The organism is Gemmiger sp. An194 (genome assembly GCF_002160145.1).
Taxonomy (GTDB): Bacteria; Bacillota; Clostridia; order Oscillospirales; family Ruminococcaceae; genus Allofournierella.
Map to the genome: position 1 here is coordinate 101,961 of NZ_NFKA01000005.1, position 21,988 is coordinate 123,948.

Sequence of the window (21,988 nt, forward strand, 5' to 3'; positions counted from 1 at the left end):
GTTGCCTCCAAAGGTTATTTAATCAGGGTCAGGGGGGCGTAGTTCGCCATGGTCTTTTTCACACCGGCCTTTTCAAACCGGATCTCCACGATGGTGTCGCCCGCCGCGGGGGTCGCCTTGAGCACCACGCCCCGGCCGAACACCTTATGCTCCACCACGTCGCCGGGCTTGAAGCTCTTGGACCCGGCCGCTGCCGAAGCTGCCGGGCGCGCGGGAGCTGCCGCGCCCACGGTGGAAGTGCCAAACCGGCCGGAGGGCGCGGAGCCGAACCGGCTGCCGCCGCCAGCGGATGCCGATGCAGTCCGGCCGCCGAAGCTCCCGGAGCTGCCCCACTCCCGCCGGGGAGAAGCCGCTGCACCGCCGCCAAAGCCCGCGCCGGAACCGAAGCCGTGGCTGCTCTCGCGGGACGCACCGCCAAAGCCGCCGAAGCTGCCGAAGCCGCCGCCCCAGGAACGTCCGCCGGACACCGCCGGGCTCTCCTCCATGTCCAGCAGATCGGAATCGATCTCGTCCAGAAAGCGGGAGGGCGGATTGCGCTGGGTGCGTCCGAAGATCATCCGGCTTTGGCTGGAGGAGAGATACAGCTCCTTCTTGGCCCGGGTGATGCCCACGTAGCACAGGCGGCGCTCCTCCTCCAGCTCCTCGTCCGAGAAGCGGCACATATCGCTGGGGAAGATGCCCTCCTCCATGCCCACGATAAACACATAGTCGTATTCCAGGCCCTTGGCGGAGTGCATGGTCATCATGACCACCACATCGTTTTCCTCATCGTAGCTGTCCAGATCCGAGATCAGGGCCACTTCTTCCAGAAAGCCTGCCAGGGTGGCCTCCTCGCCCTTCTGGTCCGCGTAGGTTTTCACGCTGGAAATCAGCTGACCAAGGTTTTCCAGCCGGGATGCGCCCTCGTCGCCCTGAGCTTCCAGCATCTTTTTGTAGCCGGTGATCTCCAGCAGGCGGCTCACGAACTCATCCAGCGGCAGGGTCTCGCTGGCCTGGACCAGCTTCAGGTAGATACCGTAAAAACCGTTCAGCGCGCTGGCCGCCCGGCTGATGGCCGGGTAGTCCTTGGCGTTTTCGCATACGCTCAGCAGGTTGACACCCAGCCCGGCGGCGATCTCGCTCATTTTATCCAGCGTGGTGGCACCGATCTTGCGGGCGGGCTCGTTGATGATGCGCTTTAAGCGCAGGTCGTCGTTGGGGTTCGCCACGATGGACATGTAGGAAATGATATCCTTCACTTCCTTACGGTCGTAGAACCGCTGGCCGCCCACGATCTTATAGGGGATGCCTGCCCGGGCGAAGTAGGTTTCCACCGGGCCGGACTGGGCATTCATACGGTAGAGCACCGCGTGATCCCGCAGGCGGGCGCCCTCCTTCAGGTGCTGGCCGATCACGGTGGCGATGTGAGACGCCTCGTCCTGCTCGCTTTCGGCCAGGTAATGGTGTACCCGGTCGCCCGCGCCGTTCTCGGTCCACAGGGTCTTGCCCTTGCGGCCCTGGTTATTTTTGATGACGCAGTTGGCCGCATCCAGAATGTTGGAGGTGGAGCGGTAGTTCTGCTCCAGCCGGATGACCTGCGCACCGGGGAAATGCTGCTCGAAATTCAGAATATTCTCGATGGTGGCACCGCGGAACCGGTAAATGCTCTGGTCATCGTCACCTACCACGCAGACATTCTTGTAGCCGCCCGCCAGCAGACGCACCAGATGGAACTGAGCCACACTGGTATCCTGATACTCGTCTACCAATACATAACGATACTTCTGCTGATAATACTCCAGCACATCGGGATTTTCCCGCAGCAAAAGCACGGTATAGTAGATCAGATCGTCGAAATCCATGGCACCGGCCTTTTTCAGCCGGGCAGAATAATTGCGGTAGACCTTGGCCAGCAAACCGGCCTTGGTGTCCTGCGGGGCCTCCATGGCCTCGTCCGGGCTGATGAGCTGGTCCTTCATGCGGCCGATCTGACCCATAGCGGATTTGATGGGCAGGAACTTGTCGTCCACCAGCAGCTCCTTGTAGACCTCCTTCATGGCCCGTTCCTGGTCGCTGGTGTCGTAGATGGTAAAGCTCTTGGGGAAGCCCAGCCGGTCGGCGTCCCGCCGCAGCATCCGCACACAGGCAGAGTGGAAGGTGGAGGCGTTTACGTCCGCGCCCATCTCCTCGCCCAGCATGGCGGCCAGACGGGCCTTCAGCTCCCCTGCCGCCTTGTTGGTGAAGGTGATGGCCAGCACGTTCCAGGGGCGGGCGTTCTCATACCGCAGCAGTCGCTCCAGCCCGGGGGTAAGGGGCGCGCCGGTTTCCACCGCGGCCTTCAGAGCCGCCAGCTCTGCTTCGCCCACCGGCCCGGGCAGCCAGTCGGAGCCGTGGGCCTTGCCGAAGCGGATGATGTTGGCGATGCGGTTGACCAGCACGGTGGTCTTGCCGCTGCCCGCGCCCGCCAGGATCAGCAGCGGGCCCTCGATGGAAAACACGGCCTTTTTCTGCACCGGGTTCAGCCGGCCGAACTGCTTCTCAATAAAAGCGTCGCGGTATTTCAAAAACTCATTGGTCACGTTCATGGAAACTCCTTGTCCCGGCCGGACCGGAACATCCTCGGCCAGCCGCGCAGATATGCACTATTGGTTAACATTATAGCACAAAGCCTTCGCCAGAGAAAGACGGGTTTGGCGGAAATCGGCGATCTAGTCACAGACAACCAGCATAGCAGCCTGAGAACGCACTGTCTGTGGCCAAGGCAACAAGCCGGTTCACGCAAAACGGCAGCCCCCTGCCCCACATGGAGGGGACAGGAAGGCTGCCGCAAGAATATCGAGAATCAGCGCCGGCCCAGCCGGGGGGTGGCGTCCTGGAAGCCGGTCTCCAGATCTTCGCCGATGGCCAGGCAATGGGCAGTGCCCAGTGCCACGCAGTTGACCGGGTCCGGCGAAACACGAACCTTTACCTTCAGCTCCTGGCTCATGTACTCGTCCAGGCCCTTGAGCATGGAGCCGCCGCCGGTGAGCATAATGCCGTCGGTGAAGATATCGCCCGCCAGCTCGGGGGGCGTTTTTTCCAGCACCTGATGAGCCGCCACCGTGATCTGCTCCACCAGAGGCATCACCGCCTCGTACAGATCCTCGGTCTTCACGGTAAACTTCTGGGGCAGGCCGGTGAGCAGACTGCGTCCCTTTACCTCCATACTGGAGGTAAAGGCGCTGGGTTTGCAGCAGGCCACCTGCTTTTTCAGCTCCTCGGCAGTGCGCAGACCAATGGCCACACTGAACTTGGAGCGCACCAGCTTCATAATCTCGTCATCAAAGGTGTTGCCCGCCACATTCACGCTGGTGGCACGAACCTTGCCGCCCAGGCTGATGACCGCAATGTCGGTGGTACCGCCGCCGATGTCCACCACCATGTGGCCGGCCGGCTCGCGAATGTCGATGCCGGAACCAATAGCTGCTGCCATGGGCTCGTCGATCAGGAAGACCTGACGGGCACCCGCGGCCACCACAGCCTCCACCACAGCATCACTCTCAATGCCGGTGATGGCGGCGGGAACGCAGACAGCCACCCGGGGCTTGATCAGGCGGGAATCGTAAACCTTATTTACAAAACGGCAGATCAGCTCACGGGTGAGCATGTGGTTGGAGATCACGCCGTCCTTCAGCGGACGGATGGCGGAGATGTAGTTGGGGGTACGGCCCACCATGGCCAGTGCCTCGTCGCCTACCGCCAGCACCTGATCCTTGCGGTTGTCCACCGCAACCACGCTGGGCTGATTCAGAATAACGCCCTTGCCCTCCACCGCGATGATGATGGTGGTGGTGCCAAGGTCGATGCCAATATCATACTGTGCCATAACTTCATTCCCTCTCTATCTGCATGCGCGGATTCACCGCGCGGATTGTGTTTCTGCCAGAGTAACCGCAAAGATATCCAGCGCACCGGCTGCACGCAGCGCCTTGGCGCAGTTGGACAAGGTCGCCCCGGTGGTGATCACATCGTCCACCAGAAGCACCCGTTTGCCCTCCACACAGGCCGGGTCTGTTGCCTGATAGGCGTTCTTCACGTTCTCCATTCGCTGGCGGGAGGTTTTGCCCTCCTGTTTTTCGGTGCGGCGGGTCTTCTTCAGAGCATGCGGCTCCAGCGGAGCATCCAGCGCCCAGGCCAGCTGCCGGGCCAGAAGCTCCGGCAGATTGTAGCCCCTGCCGCGGTCGCCCGCAGGCACCGGAACCACCAGATCAAACCGGCGCAGCACCTGTTGTTCTTCCAATCGTATTATACCACGCTGCTGCCGGAAAGTACATCCGAAAATCACCGCTGCCATCCAGATGCCCAGCTCCTTTGCGCAGTAGCCCTGGCCGCCGTTTTTCATCCGAAGAATGGCATCGCGCACACAACCGTCGTAGCGGTAAACCGCCGCCGCGCCGCTCAGATGCTCCATGCAGTGCTCACTGTCCGGCAGGCGCGGGATCATCAGCTTCAGCGTTTTCAGCTCCGGCTCACAGTCCGGGCAGCGGGTGAGAAAACCCAGCACCCGCCCGCAGAAAGGGCAGCGCCGTGGAAACAGCAGCACCCGCACCTGCTCGCCCCACAGCCACAGCCTTGCTCTTTTCATAGCTTGGCCCCGTTTCGCAGCAGGTCCGCCAGGCAGCTGTAGCGCAGGTTCTGGCGGATGTTTTCGGTCATGCGGGCCACGGTGTCCGGCCGACCGGCCAGGATACACAACCGCTTGGCACGGGTCACGCCGGTATACAGAAGATTTCGGTAGCACAGCTTCTCCGGCAGATCGCTCACCGGAATGACCACCGCCGCGAACTCGCTGCCCTGGCTTTTGTGCACCGTAACCGCGTAGGCAATCTCCAGCTCGGGGATGTTCTCGGCGGTATACACCAGCTTGCGGTCGTCCATCTGCACCAGCAGCGCCCGCTCGCCCGGGTCCACACCCAGGATCACGCCCAGGTCGCCGTTGAATGCACCCACGCCCGCTTCGCCGCCGTCCCGCTCATAGGGAATCAGGTAGTTGTTGCGCACCTGCATCACCTTGTCGCCCAGACGGAAGACCTGCCCCGCCATTTCCAGCTGGGGCTTGTCCGGCGCGGGCGGATTGAGCATAGCCTGCAGCCGCTGGTTCAGCGCGGCGGTGCCCACCGGGCCGATCTTGGTGGGACACAGGACCTGAATATCCCGGATGGGGTCCAGACCGTAGCTTTTGGGCAGCCGGGTGGCCACCAGGTCACACACCAGCTGCTGGCAAGCCAGTCCGCTGGCCTGCAAAAAGAAGAAATCGCTGTTCCGGTCGCCCCGCTGGGGCACCAGCCCATGCACGATGCGATGGGCGTTTTCCACGATCATACTCTGATGCTGCTGGCGGAAGATGCGGGTCAGACAGACGGTGGGCACCACCCCGCTGCGAATCACTTCGCTGAGGATGTTGCCCGGTCCCACGCTGGGCAGCTGGTCCGCGTCGCCCACCATGATGATCCGGCAGCCGTGCTTCAGCGCCGCCAAAAGGCTCTGGAAGAGTTTGGCATCCACCATACTCATCTCGTCCAGCACGACCACGTCGCACTTGAGCAGATTTTTCTCGTTGTGGATAAAGCGCAGCAGATGGATCTGCGGGTCGTAGTCCACCTCCAGCAACCGGTGGATGGTCTGGGCCTTCTGGCCGGTGAGCTCGCTCAGCCGCTTGGCCGCGCGGCCGGTGGGGGCACACAGAGCCACCCGGTCCGCCTGATTCTGGAACAGAGCCAGAATGGCATTCACGGTGGTGGTCTTGCCGGTACCGGGACCGCCGGTGAGCACCATCACATTGCTGCACAGGGCCGTTTCGATGGCCTTGCGCTGCTCCGGCGCATAGGCAAAGCCCTGGGCACGCTCCAGCGCCCGGATATTCGCCTCCAGATCCCGGGGCTGGGTGGCCGGATACCGGGTCAGCTCCCACAAACGGGCGGCAATATCCTGCTCGGCCCGCAACAGGTCCGGCAGGTACAGGTATTCCCTTCCCTCGCAGATGTATCGGGCCACCTCGCCTTCTGCGATGGCGGCGTCCAGCTCCCGGTCGATGGCATCCTCGCCGATCTTCAAAAACTTGGCTGTGGTAGTCAGCAGCTGGGACCGGGGCAGACAGGTGTGGCCGTTGCCCCCGTTGTGGCGCAGCACATACAGAATGCCCGCCCAAAGGCGCAGACTGCCGTCCTGCGCCAGCTCCATCTCGGCGGCGATGGCATCCACCTGGGCAAATTTGAGCCGCAGCGGTTCGCCGCACAACAGATACGGATTCTGCCGGATGGCCTCCACCGTATTGGGGCCCAGATGGCGGTAGACCTCCACCGCCCGCACCGGGCTGATGCCGAACCGGCCCAGGTAGGCCACCGCCTCCCGCACGCCGAACATGCGGCGGAATTCATTGCTGATGGCCATTGCCTTATCCGATGTGATGCCCCGCAGGATGGTGAGCTTCTCCGGCTGATTGGCGATCACCTCCAGGCTGTCTGCGCCAAAAGTTTCCACCAGCTTTTTCGCAGTGGCGGGCCCGATGTAGGGCAGCGCTCCACTGGAAAGATAAGCCAGGGTTGCGGCTTCGTCCTGGGGCATGGAGGCCTCGCAGGAGGTGGCCTTGAACTGGGGGCCATGGGTGGGGTGATTTTCAAAATGGCCGTAGAGGGTGACGCTTTCGCCCACGTTCACCTCCCCCAGCACACCGGTGACCACATGCAGCTCGCCCCCGGCGTTCACCTCGAACACCACATAGCCGGTATCCTTATTTTCGTAAATCAGATGCTCGATGGTGCCTTCCATCCGCAGCAGCTGCTGTTCCTGATCCATTTTCTCTGCCCTCCTTTGCCCGCCTTTCGCGTTTTTTACTGGTTTGTTTTTCGCTGAGCCGTCTTTTCCGGCGGGTCACCCAGATGCTCAAAAATACTGCGCAGCACCAACACTGCCGCAATGCTCAAGATGACCTCGGCCACGGTCTGGGCATAAGCCAGACCATAGAGGGGCCAGATCAGATTCAGAATCACCAGCGCGGGGATCTCCATCACGATCTTGCGCAGCACCGCAAACAGCAGCGCCTGCCGGCCCATGCCGCAGGCCTGGAACACGCCCACTGCCAGAAAATCCATGCACAGGAAGGGCAGTGCCAGGCACATGCCATGCAAAAAGCGGGAGCCATAGGCCACCGTCTCGGGGTTTTCCATAAACAGGGCAATCAGCAGATCGCTGTTGAACCAGTACACCACACTGAGCACCACCAGGAAGGAAAGCGCCAACCGCGCTGCAAAGAAGAAGCAGCGCTTCATGCGGCGATAGTTCCCGGAGGCGTAGTTATAGCTGACCAGCGGCATCAGCCCCTGCGAAAGGCCAGACGACACATAGAACGGCACCTGGTTGATCTTCTGGGCAATGCCCATGGCAGCCACCGCATTGGACCCGTAGGCGGAGGTGAAGTTGTTCAGCACCGTCATTCCGGTCACATTCAAGAGGTTCTGGATTGCGGCGGGAATGCCCACGCCGCATACGCCCAGCACCACCTGCCGGTCCGGCTTGCAGGGCCGCAGGCTGATACAGCTGCTTTCGCGCCGAACCACCATCAGCACCAGGAAGTAACCGCAGGCCACACAGTTGGACAGGAACGTGGCAAGGCCCGCGCCCGCCGCACCCATATCCAGACCCCAGGGAAGAATAAAGAAGGGGTCCAACAGCATGTTCAAAAAGCAGCCGCTCATGGTTCCGATACTGGCATGCAGTGCCGCTCCCTCACTGCGCACCATATATGCCATTACCACATTCAGAATAGCCGGCACCGCGCCGCAGCAGGTAGTCCAGAACAGGTAAGCCTGCGTGGCGGCCATATTTTCATCGCTGGCACCCAGCGCCCGCAGAGCCGGAACAGAAAAGAGCAGGAAAAACAGGGAGATCAATGCCCCACAGACAAGAGAGCACCAGAAACCGAAGGATGCACTCTGACGAGCGGTCTGTTTATCTCCCCTGCCCAGCGCCCGACTCATCATGCTGGAGGAGCCCACACCGAACAGATTGTTGACCGCATTAAAGGCCAGCAGCACCGGTGCAGCCAGGGTGACTGCCGCATTCTGTACCGGATTGTTCAGCATACCCACAAAATAGGTATCCGCCAGATTATACAGCACCATCACCAGCGAACTGGCAATGGTGGGCATGGCCATGGAAAGAACCGCCTTCGACACCGGAGCCTGCTCGAACAGATAAGTGCGATCGTTCTGCATAGTACCCTCCCCGCCTGCCGTATCGCGGGCGTTTACCCGGCACGGAAGCGCTCTGAAAAGCATCCGAATTTTTCGGCAGCCGCACACTTGCCCGGCCCTGTCGGGCGGACGGAGTGCCAAACTGCCGCAATACATTTTATCATAGCACAGTGACCGGCGTTTTTCAACGCTGTCAGCTGCCTTGGGCAAGCCCTTTTACTCCGGCTGCTGCTTTGTGATACAATGGCATAAAACCGACAAAAATAAATTCAGGAGGAATGCAAAATGTTCCGACCGATGCGAAGGAAAAGCAAGGAAATCGACCTGCAGGCAGCCAAAGAGCTGCTGCACCGTGCCCGATACGGCGTGCTGGCTGTTCAGGGGGACGGCGGCTACCCCTATGCAGTGCCCGTGAATTATCTGTATGAGGAGGAAACCCGGCGCATTGTGTTCCACGGGGCGGCCGCGGGGCACAAGACGGACGCCCTGCGGGCCTGCAGCAAAGTCTGCTTCACCGTGGTGGGCAGCGAAACAGTAAAAGCCGAGCCCTGGGCTCCCTTTGTGCAGAGCACGGTGGTGTTCGGCCAGTGCCGCATGGTGGAGGACCGAGAGGAAACCCTGCGTCTGGTAAAAAAGCTGGCCATGAAATATTATCCGGACGAAGCCACCGCCGATATGGAAATCGCGTCCTCCGGCGCGGCCGTCCGGATGTTTGTGATTGAGATCGAGCATCTGAGCGGTAAGGAGATTCAGGAGCGCTGAGCCCTCGCCGTCCGCTTTGCTGCAAAAAACCGCCCGCCGGCACCTGAACAGGCCTTCCGGAGGACGGTTTTTCTTTTATTTTTCTGTTTTACAAACAGGGCAATCAGCCGATGAACACACGAATCAGTACCAGAGCAAATACGATCTGGCAGGCACCCACGCCCACGCCGTAGAGCATGGCACGGGGACCCTCGGCGGCCAGGTCGCGGAACTTCACCCGCATGCCGATGGCAGCCAGGGCGATGATCTCGAACTGCTGGCTCACCAGCTTGGCCGCATGACTGACCACCGGAGGAATCACGCCCACGCTGTGCAGGATGGCCATGATAAAGAAGCCGATGATGAACCAGGGCACACCCGCCTTCACCGCACCGTTCCCCCCTGCCTGGGATTTGGAGAACAGCGGGGTATCGTCCTTTTCCACATTCATGCGGGAGTAGACCAGCGCTACCAGCACGATGAACACGATGCGGATGATTTTGAAGATGGTGGCGGTCTCCACCACCTCGCCGCCCACCAGCTGAGCGGAGGCAATCACCTGACCGATGGACTGCAGGGTGCCGCCGATCATGGCGGAGGTGTGCATCACCTCATGCTGATAGACCACGCCGGTGAGGATGGGCAGCACCACCATCAAAATGGTGCCGGTCACGTTCACGATGGTGATAGAGATGCCCTTGTCCTTGCTGTCGGCCTTGACCACCGGCGACACAGTGGCAATGGCGGAGGAGCCGCATACCGCGTTGCCTGCACCCATCAGCAGACTGAACTTTTTGCCGAAGCCCATCTTACGGCCGATCAGGTAAGCCACCATCACGGTGAGAGCCATCTGGCAGGCGATGAAGCCCAGGCCCCGCAGGCCCAGGGCCAGAATGTCGCTGAGCAGCAGGCTCGCGCCGGTGAGAACGATGGAGTATTCCAGCAGATTCCGCTCGGAGAACTTGGTGCCCGCGTCAAAGCAGGACTTGTTCAAAAAGGTATTTCCACACAAAATGCCCAGACCGATGGCGAACAGTGCCGCGCCGATGCTGGGGAAAAACTTTGCAATTCCCTGGGCGATCAGTGCCAGCACCAGGCAAACCAGAAAGCCGGGAGCGTGTTTGGTGACGAACTGTTTCATAGTAAAGCCGCATTCCTTTCGTAGTTGCATGTTCCGGAAGGCGGCTGCTGTTCTGCGCCGCCCGGCGCGGAAAAATGCTGCCTTGCCTGGCAACATTTCTCTGCCTGCACTTGATTATACGGCCGATTTTATATAAAATCAAATTAGTATTTATCGCCAATTTATAAGTTATATTTATAGAAAGTGTGATCACATGCTGGACCCAAAGCTTCATACCTTTTTACTGCTGGTGCAATGCCAAAGCACCACCCGCTGCGCCGAGCTGCTCCACCTGACCCAGCCCGCCGTGAGCCAACACATCAAGGCGCTGGAATCAGCCTATGGGGTAAAGCTGTTTATAAAGGAAGGGCGGCGGCTGGCGCTCACCCCGCAGGGGCAGCGACTGGCCCAGCTCTGCCGCCGTCTGGCCACGCTGGATGAGCAGATTGCCCGGGAAATGCGCCAGGGCGATGCGCTCACTCTGCGCTTTGGAGCCACTCTTTCCATTGCGGACGGTCTGATGCCCACGGTGCTGCCCCAGCTGGTGGATCATTTTCCCGAGATCCAGTTTCACATGGTGGAGCAAAACACCCACGTTCTGCTGGAGCAGCTGGAAAACGGACTGCTGGATTTTGCCCTCATTGAAGGCAATTTCGACCACCGGCGCTACGATTACCACCCCTTCTTTGTCAGCCGCTTTGTGGGGCTGTGCAGTCCGAACAGCCCCTATCGGGCTTTTCGATGCCTGCGGGATACCCTGCAGGCTCCGCTGATTCTGCGGGAAAGCGGCAGCGGCACCCGGGACATCTTCGAAGGGGAATGCCGGGCCCACAATCTGGCTGTGACCGACTACGTGAGCCTGTGCGAAATCGAACACATTCCCACCCTGCTGGGGCTGGTTGCCGCGGGCAAGGGCATCACCTTCGCCTATGAAGCCGCTGCCCGAAACCTGCTGACACAGAATCAGCTCCAGGTGATGGAACTGGAGGACCTGCAGCTGGAACGGCCCTTTCACTTTGTCTGCCTGCCCGGCAGCCCCCAGTCCGAGCTGCTGGCCCGGCTGGCCCGGACGGTGGAGCAGGCGGCCGAAACCTGCACAGTAAAGATCCTTTGAAAAAACACCCGCCCGCCGGAAGCCTCCGGCAGGCGGGTGTTCTGCTTGTTTTCTATGTTGGATTCAATCAGGCCAGAGCGGCTTTCAGGGCGTCCACACGGTCGGTGCGCTCCCAGGCCACACCCAGGTCCTCACGGCCCATATGACCGTAGGCGGCCACGGCACGGTAGCCGGGCTTGCGCAGCTCCAGCGCGCTGATGATGGCAGCGGGACGCAGGTCAAACACCTTGCGCACCGCGGTCTCCAGCTCCTCGCTGTTGTACTTGCTGGTGCCGAAGGTATCCACCAGGATGCTCACCGGCTCGGCCACACCGATGGCGTAGGCCAGCTGGACCTCGCACTTTTCCGCCAGACCGGCAGCCACGATGTTCTTGGCCACCCAGCGGGCAGCATAAGCGGCACTGCGGTCCACCTTGCTGGGGTCCTTGCCGCTGAAGGCGCCGCCGCCGTGACGGGCATAGCCGCCGTAGGTATCCACGATGATCTTGCGGCCGGTCAGACCGGAGTCACCCTGAGGACCGCCCACCACAAAGCGGCCGGTGGGGTTGATGTAATACTTGGTGTTTTCATCCAGCAGCTCGGCGGGAATCACCGGGCGGATCACCTGCTCCATCACATCGCGGCGCAGCTGCTCCATCTCCACATCCGGGCTGTGCTGGCTGGAAATAACCACCGCGTCCACACGCACAGGCTTGCCGTCGTCGTATTCCACGGTCACCTGGCTCTTGCCATCCGGGCGCAGATAAGCCATCTGGCCGTTCTTGCGCACCTCGGTCAGCCGCTTGGCCAGCTTGTGGGCCAGGCTGATGGGCAGGGGCATCAGCTCGGGGGTCTCGGTGCAGGCATAGCCGAACATCATGCCCTGGTCGCCGGCGCCACCCACCTGGTCGTTGGTGCCCAGCGCAATGTCCGGGCTCTGCTCGTCAATATTGGTCAGCACGGCGCAGGTGTCGGCATCAAAACCGTACTTGGCACGGGTGTAGCCGATGTCACGGATCACATTGCGAGCGATGGTCTGGATGTCCACATAGCAGCTGGTGGTGATCTCGCCCATCACATGAACCAGGCCGGTGGAGCAGGTGGTCTCGCAGGCCACGCGGGCATCGGGGTCCTTTTCCAGGATGGCGTCCAGCACAGCGTCGCTGATCTGGTCGCAGATTTTGTCGGGATGGCCTTCGGTTACGGATTCAGAAGTAAAAAAGCATTTCGGCATGGTGTTGCCCTCCTTGATTTGTATGCGCTCAGAACGCAGCGTTTGGCTGAAAAGCAACTTGCCGGAAACTGCAACAAAAAGCGCCCAAAGGCCCGAAAGCCTTTGAGCGCTGTTACGCTTATCTTTCGGTTTCCCGCAGGATTTGGCACCTTGCATCATGCAGGTTGCCGGACTTCACAGGGCCTGTTCCCTCCGTCACTCTTGATAAGTTGCTATTCAATTTTCGAAATACAGTGTAACACAACCCAAAAGGTCTGTCAAGCACTTTTTTACCGGTTGCGGCCATGCAGCACCGGGCTGAGGGGCTTGTAGATCAGGAAGGTGATCAGCGAAACGATCAGGCCCTTGACCAGAGTGAAGGGCATGTTGAAGATCAGCAGGCATTCCAGCAGGCCGTTCACGCTGGGACGCAGAGCACGGTAGGCATCAATGATCAGGTCGATGCCGCCGAACATGGCGCTGTAGACCGGGTAGCTCAGGAAATAGTTCACCGGCACCGAGATCACAGCCATAACCACCGAGCCAACCAGAGCGGCGATGACAGCACCCATGCGGGTCTTCTTATACTTGTAGATCACACCGGCGCTGCCCACAAAGGCTGCACCCAACAGGAAGTTGCACACCTCGCCGATGCCGCCGGTGGAGCCATGGAAGATGGCCGCCAGAATGTTCTTCACCAGGCAGACCACCACGCCGGACACAGGGCCCATGCTGAAGGCAGCCAGCAAAGCGGGCAGCTCGGAGATATCCATCTTCACAAAGCTGGGAATGAACATGGGCAGGCTGAAATCGAAGAACATGAGCACGGCAGCCACGGCGGACAGCATGGCGGTAACGGTCATGTTGCGCACCCGACGGGTAGAACGGGCCATAGTGGTGGGTTCGGCAGTTTTTGCGTTTGTCATAAGTATTTTCCTCCCGGGCATTATGCCCAATAAATTTTGGAAAGTCGGCCCCAGTGTGTTGCCCGGCAGGTAAAACAAAACGCCCTTTTGCAGACGGGTACACCTGCAAAAGGGCGAACAACAAACCTAACGCTGCCGTTTCTTTCATCCGGACTATACCGTCGGCTCTGGAATTTCACCAGATCAGCACCCGGAAACACCGGGTGGTCGCGGGCTGTACCGCCGGTGGGGAATTTCACCCCGCCCTGAAACTGCTTTCTTGACTTTCATTATATGCGCGCTTGCCAGAAAATGCAAGAGTTTTGTGAATTTTGTTTTGCAAAAGGCGCATATAACTTTTTTGAAAGCGGGGTGTATGGTATACTATGGATATACCCGTGTTCAGCGATTTGCACGGAATAAAAAATTCAACAGGACGGATCACTACTATGATTGAAAAAATCACAGGATACATTCTGAACACCGAAGGGGCGCTCTTTCAGCTGGCCATCAGTCTGATCGTATTCGCCGTCTCCTATCTGATCAGTCGGCTGGTTCGCTACAAGGTCATGCCCTGGCTGATGAATCTTCTAAACAAAAAGGAGAAGAAGGGCCCTTATGTGCTGGCCAAGGGCTTCTCTCGCCCGGCCCCGGTTGCAGTGTGGACCACCGGCATCTTTCTGGCCTGCATTCTGCTTCCCTTACCTGCGGATCTGGCTCTTCCCTTTGGAAACCTGATGAGCAAACTGTTGCGCGTGACCATGATCTGCCTGCTGGCCTGGGGTCTGATCGGCAGCAGCGACCTGGGCCCGGTGCTCTTCCACGATGTGCGGGGTAAACTGGACCTGGAAGTGGACAACACCGTTGCCAACTTTCTGAACAAGATTCTCAAGGGCACCATTCTGGTGTTTGCCATTCTGATGCTGCTGCAGGAGCTGGGGTTCCCGGTGGGCAGCCTGATCACCAGCCTGGGCATCGTCGGCCTGACCCTTTCGCTGGCAGCCAAGGATTACGCCACCAACTTTTTCGGCGGTCTGGTGGTCATCTTTGAAAAGCCCTTTGCCATCGGTGACTGGATCTGGTGTAAGGATGGCGAGGGCGAGGTTGAGGATATCGCCTTCCGCTCCACCCGCATCCGCCAGCTGAATGACTCAGTGCTGGTGATTCCCAACAGCATTCTGGTCAGCAACGCCATGATCAACTACAGCCAGATCAACCGACGGCTGGCGAAATTCACCCTGGGCGTGACCTACGATACCACCCGCAGCCAGCTGGAAAGCCTGCTGGCGGACATCCGCGCCATGCTGGCCGCCCGGGAGGATGTTCATCCGGACACCATCCGGGTACAGATGACCGGCTTCGGCGCTTCCAGCATCGATATTCTCATTCAGTTCTATGCAACCACCGGTGCGCTGGCTGAATTTTTGAAAATTCAGGAATCCATCAATCTGGAACTGATGGATCTGGTTTATAAAAACGGCTGCAGCTTCGCCTTCCCCTCCACCAGCGTTTACATCGAAAAGGCCCCGGCCTCTGCGCCCCGGTCCTGACACAAAGCAAAACAAATGCCGCCGGGCGGATTCCTGTTGTGGAAACCGCCCGGCGGCATTCTTTTTTACTGCTGTTCTGCCTGCTGCCAGCCGCGCAGGATCTCCAGTGCATCGGCAAGACTTGCAGCCGCGGTAACGCCCTCCGGAACCGGTCGGCCCTCGGTATTCAGCCAGATGGTACGGATGCCCAGCTTGGCCGGGCCCAGGGCGTCGCCCTGCAGCGAGTCACCGATGTGCACCACCTGATCCGGCGCAAGGCCTGCCAGCTCCAATGCCAGCTCATAGATGCCCGGATGAGGCTTGGGGCAGCGGGCCTTTTCACTGGTGACGATGCCCGCCGGGGCGATTCCGCACTGGCGCACCGCCTGCTCCACAAAGCCGGTATCACTGTTGGTGACCAGCCAGACCGGCAGACCGCACCCGGTCAGGAATTCTGCAGCACCCTCGCACAGGCCCGGCGCAGCCCAGTGCTCGGCCATTTTGTCGCAGAGGGCTTTCGCATCCTCGCTGGAATGGTACTCTTCCAGCAGCTCCTGATAGCTTTCCAGCGCCAGTTCGTACTGGGTACGGAAGGCATCCCCCCAGGCAGCCTGCTGCTTTTCGCCGTAACGTTTCCACCAAGCGGCGACTACCGTCTTCGGGTTTTTCTCGCTGCCGCTTTCACAGACACGCCGGATCACCTCGTAGGAGGCGGGGCCGTATTCCGGCACCAGTGTGCCGTAAAAATCGCAAAAAATTGCCTGAATCATATGCCATTTCCCTTCCGGCGGCATCTGCCACCCGTTTTATGGCAGCACCGCACAATTCCAGGTGGTGGAGCGCGCCGGAAATTTTGGCGTGATACGCCGCCTGAGCCGCGAGGCGTGCATTGTACGGTGTTGCCTTATCTTTATCGTTTACGAGCGCTCAAACACAGATTTGTCCAGCGCCTTGTTCTGATGGGCCACAATGGTGGTGCACACTGCGTCGCCGGTGATGTTCACCGCGGTGCGGGTCATATCCAGAATACGGTCGATGCCCATGATCAGACCGATGGCCTCCACCGGCAGACCCACCGAGTTGAACACCATGGTCAGGGTGACCAGGCCAACGCTGGGAACACCCGCCGTGCCCACCGAAGCCAGGGTGGCGGTACCGATGACTGTGATGTAGTCCATCATATCCAGATGGATGCCAAAGGCCTGAGCTGCAAACACAACGGCCACACCCTGCATGATGGAGGTACCGTCCATGTTAATGGTGGCGCCCAGCGGGATGGTGAAGGAGGAGATCCGCTTGGATACACCCATCTTCTTGGCCAGCGTGTCGATGGACAGAGGGATGGTGGCGTTGGAGGTGGCTGTGGAGAAGGCAAAGGCCATGACCGGGAAGAAGTTCTTGATAAACTTGATGGGATTCAGGCCGGTGAACAGCTTCAGCATGCTCAGGTAGACCACGAAGCACTGGATGCCCAGCGCCAGGAACACCGCCACCATGTATTTCGCCAGCGGCAGAAAAGCGCTGAAGCCGATGGTGGCAAAGGTGCGGGAAATCAGACAAAATACGCCCACCGGAGCCAGCGACATGACCATCATGGTCATCTCCATCATTACATCGTTGAACTGGCTGAAGAAGCTGCCCACGGTCTCGGCCCGCTCCCCCAGCTTAGCCAGAATAACGCCCACAATCAATGCGAACAGAATGATCTGCAGCATCTCGCCCTTGGCCAGCGCGCCGATGGGGTTGTCCGGGATGATGTTGAGCAGGGTCTCGGTGAGAGAGGTGGCCTGCATGCTTTCCACCTGGGTGGTGGTGCTCTGCAGCACACTCAGGTCCAGCCCCACGCCGGGGTTGAGCAGATTACCCACCAGCAGAGCCACTGTCACCGCACAGGCAGTGGTGCACAGATAGAAAATCAGGCTGCGCACACCCACGGTGCCCAGCTTCTTGGTGTCGCCAATGGACATGCTGCCGCACACGATGGAACAGAACACCAGCGGTACAACCAGCATCTTCATCAAACGGATGAAGCCCTGGCCCACCACATAGAGCACACCCTCCACCAGAATGTCATTCTTGAAGGAGCCATCCGGAACCAGGTAGCACAGGGCCACACCGAAGACAACACCCGCCAGAAGTGCAATGAAAATTCGGGTGGTCAGACCCATCTTTTTGGTTTTCTTTACGCTGCGCTCCATCTCAGCCCTCCTTTTCTTCCAGATATTCCTCCAGCGATGCCTGCCATACCGGCATCGAGTACAGGTCAATGATTCGCAGAATGAAGTTATCCAGCACCGCGTAGGCCGGGCGAGCCAGATAGTGCTCGGCCTCGCCGGTGGCACCGGGGCACAGCTGGCCCTGCAGCCCCGCCTGCCGCAGAATCTCCTGGGCAAACTCGTAACGGCTGCATACGCCTTTGCAGGTGGCATGGTAGGTGCCGTACTCATTGGTGTGGATCAGATGCAGAATCAGCCGGGCCAGATCCTTGGCACTGGTGGGACTGCCGTACTGGTCCTGCGGAACGTACAGGCTCTGGCCCTTTTGAGCCGCCGCCAGCACACCATTCACAAAGTTGTTGCCCTTGCCATATACCCAGCTGCTGCGGATGATAAAGTGCTTGTGGGTGAACTCCTTCACGTAGTTCTCGCCCGCCCGCTTGGACGCACCGTACACCGTTTGAGGATTGGTGTCATCAAATTCGCTGTAGGGCTTTTCGGCATGGCCGTCAAATACATCATCGGTGGAAAGCTGCACCATCTTCGCCCCCACCTTGCGGGCCACCAGGCTCAGGTTGCGCGCACCCAGGGCGTTGACCCGGTAGGCCAGCTCCGGGTTCTGCTCACACAGGGCAATGTCGGTAATGGCCGCGCAGTTGATGATCACATCCGGCCGGTTGATCTCGCCGAAGCTGAGCACCTCGTCGGTATTGGTAATATCCAGTTCAGCCCGGTCGGTGTTGAAGGTCTCCATTTCCAAGGGGTCCAGGATTTCGTTTATCGCCGTGCCGATCTGGCCTTCCGCACCGGCGATCCATACTTTCAGCATCGCTAAGCTCCTTTCGCTGTTTGGTTAGTCGGGCTGTTTACCCTCTTTTCCTATTGTACACAATTATCGTATACAATCTTTTTTATTATACCAATCGGGCTTTCCTCCTGTCAATTCCTCTGCCCCGGGTGGGACAAAACAAAGCAGCCCGCCGTTTTCAGCAGACTGCTTTGCGTTGTCTTTTATTCCAATTCCGCAGCCGGGCTCTGGATGCAGATCTCCGCCCTGGCGGCCGGGTCGTCCCGGATCACTTCCCCCACCTGGGGAACCCGGATACAGCCCTGGTAGGGATTTTTGATGCTGATCAGCGGCGCGGTGAGCTCCGCCTCCACCTGGCTCTTTTCAAAGGCCAGGTCTGCTTCATCCATCCGGCAGTTGATGAGCCGCAGCCCCTTGCAATAGCACAGTGGCTGCGTACCGATAATATGGCAGTTTTCAAAGGTAACGTTCTCACAGTACCAGGCCAGATACTCGCCCTTGACCACGCTGTTTTTCACCACCACATTTTTGGCGTGCCAAAACGCATCCTTGGTATCAAAACGGCAGTTGTCAAACACCGCACCCTCAATGTACTGGAAGGAATACTTCCCCCGGAAGGTCACATCCGTAAAGCGGAGTGCACGGGAGCGCATCATGAAGTACTCACTTTGCGCAGTGCAGCGGTTCATGGTGATACCGTCCACCGACCAGCCGAATTCCGGCGAAATGACGTCACAATCCTCCATGGTCACATCGCCGCACTCCCGCAGCGCCTTGATGCCGTGCAGTTTGCTGCGGCGGATGGTAATGCGGTTGGAATACCACAGTGCCGCCCGGCAGTTTTCCGTGAGCTCACAGCCGGTAATTTTCAAATTCCAATCATGCCAGAAGGGATACCGCAGGTCGAAAAAGCTGTTTTCCACCTGGATGTTCCGCCCCTCCTTGAAGGCGCTTTCCCCATCGGCAGGACCTTCAAAGGCGCAATCCTTTACCAGAATATCCTGTTTTCCATACAGGGCACGCTCCTGATCGAAGCGCTGCCCGCAAATGGTTTCCATCTCGTTCGTCTCCATTCCTTTTCTCTCCTTACAGCAGCTTGTTTGCCTGAATCCGATGTACCGTATCCGGATGAGCGATTTTGCAGACCCGGACCGGAAAAGCTCCCACTGCCCTGTTCGCAGGCACGGCAGGCTCCGTCCGTGTCCATTGCTCAATCGCCAACTTCATTTTCGCTATCTTTTTCAGTATACGCTCTTGATCTCCACATAGCAAATACTTATTTGTTATGATTTAACATTCATTTTCGCTATGCTTGATCATTCTATGAGCCACTGCCACCCCGTCGTTGAAATACACAGCCAAAAAGCAAACCCAGCCCCGGCCGGAGCAGCATGCACCGGTCAGGGCTGGGTTGTTTTTTGATATGAATCAGGAGTCGTCTTACTCCTCCTGCGCCAGGGTGGTTTCGGCGGCCAGCATCAGCAGACGGATAAACTCCTGCTTTTCCGCCTCGCTCATGCGCTGAGTCATCTGGGCAAGGCCGTCATCGATCTGCTGCTGGATGAAGGGATAGACCTGCCAGGCCTTTTCCGTGGGGAGAATGTTGTAGGTGCGCTTATCCTTGGGGTTTTGCTCCCGCACAAGAAAGCCGGTCTCCTCCAGCTTGTTCACCGTTTTTGCAATCACGCTTTTGTCCAGCGAGAGGCGCTTGGTGATCTCGTCCTGAGTGAGTGTTTTAAAATCGCAGACAATCAGGATCACCACCGCCTGTGCCGCGGTCAGATCATACTGTGCACAGCTGTTGTTCAGCCAGATGTGGGATTTGCGGTACAAGATCGAGATTGCCTTGAACAGGCTGTCGGCAATGGTGGACATAGCAAAGGCCTCCTGGTTCTGTTTTTGTTATTATAGCCTCATCCGGTGGCATTTGCAACCAGTTATTGACGCGGTGGCCGTTCCGTGCCATTCTATAAATGGCGGCAATTGCCACCATTTTAAATTTTACGCAAAGGAGCTTTTCCATGAATTCGAGTGAAATAATCTGGAATCGGCGGTTTATTCTGCTGTTCATAACAAACCTGCTGGTTCTGGCCGCGTTTTATGCGTCCATCCCCATCATCTCCATCTACTGCCAGGAGATCGGCATCACCGGCTCCAAGGTGGGTATCGTGCTGACCGCCATGTCGGTGGCCACCATCCTCTTCCGCCCGGTGGCCGGGTATCTGCTGGACAACTTCAACCGCTACCGGATCTATCTGGTGTTCCTGGCGCTGTTCTGCCTGTCCTTCCCTGCATTCCTGGCCTTCCCGCTGTTCGGTGCACTCATTGTCGTCCGTCTGTACATGGGCGCGGTGTACTCGGTATGCGGCTCCGCCACCATGACACTGGCAGGTGATGTTCTGCCCGTTGCCAAAATTACCGAGGGCATCAGCCGGTTTGCGTTCACCGTGTCCATCGGCATGGCGGTGGGCCCCTATGTGGGCCTGCAGGTGCAGAGCCATATGAGCAGCGCCGCCTCCTTCTGGACCATCTTCGGCATCACCGTGGCCGCGCTGATCTGCGTATCCTGCTGCCGTATCCGGTACCCCAAGGTACAGCGGAAGAAATTCTCCATCCGGGACACCATTTACGGCCCGGCGCTGCCCTTCATGTTCAACATGATGTTCCTGATGATTCCCTACGGCGCAGTGATCGCCTATTCCTCCATCTTCGCCCAGGAGAAAGGCCTGTCCGCTTTTCTGCCCTACTTCTACATCTTCCTGGTGGCGGGCATGCTGGTCTCCAAGCTGTCCACCCAGAAGATGATCGACGCGGGACGGCACCGTGTGCTGGTGTACATCAGCCTGGCGGTGCTGATTCTGACCATGCTCAGCTATCTGTTCCTGAACAGCGGCATCCATCTGCTGGCCGCCGGGTTCTTCTTTGGTCTGGGCTATGGCATTCTGCAGCCGCTGTTCCAGGCCTTCGTTACCGGCACCACTCCCGCTCCTCAGCGGGGTGTGGCCAACGCTACCTACATGCTTTCCTACGATGTAGGCATCGGCATCGGCTCGCTGCTCATGGGCTTTATGCAGGAGCGCATCGGCCTGCCTCTGGGCTTCGCCCTCACTGCCATTGCCTACGCCATCGGTGGTGTGGTTTACCTGAGCTATGTGGACGGCTACTACCGCCGTTTGCGGCAGAAGTAAGTAAGGCCATTGAAGCTGCAATTCATACCTACAAAAAATGCCGTGTCGGACAAGATCCGACGCGGCTTTTTCTTTGCGCTGGAAGATCAATAAAAATTTTTCGTCTTCCTCTTGACTTTAACGTACCGTCAACGGTTATGCTTGTTCACAGGGAGGGATTTTTATGGAGTATTCCATTCAGGAACTGGCGCGCCTGGCCGGAGTGACCACCCGCACTCTGCGCTGGTACGATCAGATCGGTCTGCTGAAACCGGGCCGGGTGGCCGAAAGCGGCTACCGCTACTACGGCGATGCCCAGGTGGACCGCCTGCAGGACATCCTTTATTACCGCACCCTCGGGGTGGAGCTGGCGCAGATCAAGGAATGCCTGGATGACCCCGCCTTCGACCGGCTTGCCACCCTGCGCAGTCATCTTGCTGCGCTGGAGACAGAACAGGCTTGTCTGGCCGGGTTGATCCGCTCGGTAAAAGCCACCATCGACGCAGAGGAAAGGAATGAGACGATGAACGACGAACAGAAATTTGAATGCTTTAAAAAGCAAGCTGTGGCAGAAAATGAAAAGCGCTACGGAAAAGAAATCCGGGAAAAATACGGCGACGCACAGGTGGACCAGGCTAACGCCGCCATGATGGGCATGAGCCGGGAGCAGCACGCCACCTGGACCGAACTGGGCGAAACGCTCCAGCAAAAGCTGGAGGATGCGGTGCGCTCCGGCTGCACACCTGACAGCGAAGAGGGGCGGCAAATCGCCGAGCTGCACCGCCAGTGGCTTACCCAGACCGGCATCCCCTATACCCCGGCCAAGCACCGGGGCATCGCAGAACTTTATGTGCTGGACGAACGCTTTACCGCCTATTATGACAAGCATCTGCCCGGCTGTGCCCGCTTTCTGCGGGACGCGGTCGTCTGCTGGATTAAGTAAAAGCAAGGGGCTCCCGCCGAATAGCTGGGAGCCCCTTGCTTTT

At 58.9% G+C, this 21,988-nt stretch carries 18 protein-coding genes and 2 riboswitches; of the genes, 5 read left to right on the top strand and 13 right to left on the bottom strand.

The features are described from left to right. Positions 1–14 precede the first annotated feature (14 nt). The 5 genes from B5F28_RS04695 to B5F28_RS04715 all read right to left on the bottom strand — a co-directional run bounded on the left by B5F28_RS04695 (position 15) and on the right by B5F28_RS04715 (position 8,231). A complete protein-coding gene (locus B5F28_RS04695; RefSeq protein ID WP_087293878.1) occupies positions 15–2,564 on the bottom strand; it encodes an ATP-dependent helicase in 2,550 nt (849 codons plus the stop codon). Between the two features lie 257 nt (positions 2,565–2,821). Continuing rightward, positions 2,822–3,844 carry a rod shape-determining protein gene (gene mreB, locus B5F28_RS04700; protein WP_087293880.1) on the bottom strand — a complete coding sequence of 341 codons (1,023 nt, stop codon included), beginning with the start codon at positions 3,842–3,844 and terminating at the stop codon, positions 2,822–2,824. A gap of 33 nt (positions 3,845–3,877) precedes the next feature. After that, complete coding sequence (locus B5F28_RS04705) at positions 3,878–4,603, bottom strand: ComF family protein (protein WP_087293882.1); 726 nt, start codon at positions 4,601–4,603, stop codon at positions 3,878–3,880. Next, on the bottom strand, positions 4,600–6,813 hold the full coding sequence (gene recD2 / locus B5F28_RS04710) for an SF1B family DNA helicase RecD2 (protein ID WP_087293884.1): 2,214 nt from the start codon (positions 6,811–6,813) through the stop codon (positions 4,600–4,602). The genes B5F28_RS04705 and recD2 overlap by 4 nt, the downstream gene beginning before the upstream one ends. A gap of 35 nt (positions 6,814–6,848) precedes the next feature. Continuing rightward, complete coding sequence (locus tag B5F28_RS04715; protein WP_087293885.1) at positions 6,849–8,231, bottom strand: MATE family efflux transporter; 1,383 nt, start codon at positions 8,229–8,231, stop codon at positions 6,849–6,851. 264 nt (positions 8,232–8,495) lie between these two features. Between B5F28_RS04715 and B5F28_RS04720 the strand changes: the two genes are divergently transcribed. Beyond that, positions 8,496–8,972 carry a pyridoxamine 5'-phosphate oxidase family protein gene (locus tag B5F28_RS04720; protein WP_087293887.1) on the top strand — a complete coding sequence of 159 codons (477 nt, stop codon included), beginning with the start codon at positions 8,496–8,498 and terminating at the stop codon, positions 8,970–8,972. Between the two features lie 103 nt (positions 8,973–9,075). Here B5F28_RS04720 and B5F28_RS04725 read toward each other — a convergent pair whose 3' ends face one another. Continuing rightward, positions 9,076–10,092: a YeiH family protein gene (locus tag B5F28_RS04725; RefSeq protein ID WP_087293890.1), complete on the bottom strand. Its 1,017-nt coding sequence runs from the start codon at positions 10,090–10,092 to the stop codon at positions 9,076–9,078. A gap of 193 nt (positions 10,093–10,285) precedes the next feature. Between B5F28_RS04725 and B5F28_RS04730 the strand changes: the two genes are divergently transcribed. Continuing rightward, positions 10,286–11,185: a LysR family transcriptional regulator gene (locus B5F28_RS04730; protein WP_087293892.1), complete on the top strand. Its 900-nt coding sequence runs from the start codon at positions 10,286–10,288 to the stop codon at positions 11,183–11,185. A gap of 67 nt (positions 11,186–11,252) precedes the next feature. Here the strand turns inward: B5F28_RS04730 and metK are convergent, their stop codons facing one another. Beyond that, positions 11,253–12,398: a methionine adenosyltransferase gene (gene metK / locus B5F28_RS04735; RefSeq protein WP_087293894.1), complete on the bottom strand. Its 1,146-nt coding sequence runs from the start codon at positions 12,396–12,398 to the stop codon at positions 11,253–11,255. A gap of 115 nt (positions 12,399–12,513) precedes the next feature. Continuing rightward, positions 12,514–12,609: riboswitch (SAM riboswitch) on the bottom strand. A gap of 58 nt (positions 12,610–12,667) precedes the next feature. Next, positions 12,668–13,303 carry an ECF transporter S component gene (locus B5F28_RS04740; protein WP_247643400.1) on the bottom strand — a complete coding sequence of 212 codons (636 nt, stop codon included), beginning with the start codon at positions 13,301–13,303 and terminating at the stop codon, positions 12,668–12,670. A gap of 132 nt (positions 13,304–13,435) precedes the next feature. Beyond that, a riboswitch (FMN riboswitch) is annotated at positions 13,436–13,560 on the bottom strand. A 171-nt stretch (positions 13,561–13,731) separates the two neighbouring features. On the opposite strand from B5F28_RS04740, the gene B5F28_RS04745 reads away from it, so the two are divergent. After that, a complete protein-coding gene (locus B5F28_RS04745) occupies positions 13,732–14,832 on the top strand; it encodes a mechanosensitive ion channel family protein (protein WP_158097518.1) in 1,101 nt (366 codons plus the stop codon). A 65-nt stretch (positions 14,833–14,897) separates the two neighbouring features. On the opposite strand, the gene B5F28_RS04750 is transcribed toward B5F28_RS04745, so the two are convergent. The 5 genes from B5F28_RS04750 to B5F28_RS04770 form a co-directional block, all read right to left on the bottom strand. After that, the gene (locus B5F28_RS04750; protein ID WP_158097519.1) at positions 14,898–15,581 is read right to left on the bottom strand and encodes an HAD family hydrolase; all 684 of its coding nucleotides are present in this window, start codon (positions 15,579–15,581) and stop codon (positions 14,898–14,900) included. Between the two features lie 147 nt (positions 15,582–15,728). Then, positions 15,729–17,009, bottom strand: coding sequence for a dicarboxylate/amino acid:cation symporter (locus B5F28_RS04755; protein WP_087293900.1), 1,281 nt, complete (start codon positions 17,007–17,009; stop codon positions 15,729–15,731). A 1-nt stretch (position 17,010) separates the two neighbouring features. Next, a complete protein-coding gene (gene rfbD, locus B5F28_RS04760; RefSeq protein WP_087293902.1) occupies positions 17,011–17,856 on the bottom strand; it encodes a dTDP-4-dehydrorhamnose reductase in 846 nt (281 codons plus the stop codon). Positions 17,857–18,038: 182 nt separating this feature from the next. Then, positions 18,039–18,908, bottom strand: coding sequence for a DUF3737 family protein (locus B5F28_RS04765; protein ID WP_343212736.1), 870 nt, complete (start codon positions 18,906–18,908; stop codon positions 18,039–18,041). 367 nt (positions 18,909–19,275) lie between these two features. Further along, positions 19,276–19,710: a MarR family winged helix-turn-helix transcriptional regulator gene (locus B5F28_RS04770; protein WP_087293904.1), complete on the bottom strand. Its 435-nt coding sequence runs from the start codon at positions 19,708–19,710 to the stop codon at positions 19,276–19,278. Positions 19,711–19,856: 146 nt separating this feature from the next. Here B5F28_RS04770 and B5F28_RS04775 point away from each other — a divergent pair, with 146 nt between their 5' ends. Then, the gene (locus B5F28_RS04775; RefSeq protein WP_087293906.1) at positions 19,857–21,023 is read left to right on the top strand and encodes an MFS transporter; all 1,167 of its coding nucleotides are present in this window, start codon (positions 19,857–19,859) and stop codon (positions 21,021–21,023) included. A 163-nt stretch (positions 21,024–21,186) separates the two neighbouring features. Beyond that, positions 21,187–21,945: a MerR family transcriptional regulator gene (locus B5F28_RS04780; RefSeq protein ID WP_087293908.1), complete on the top strand. Its 759-nt coding sequence runs from the start codon at positions 21,187–21,189 to the stop codon at positions 21,943–21,945. Positions 21,946–21,988 lie beyond the last annotated feature (43 nt).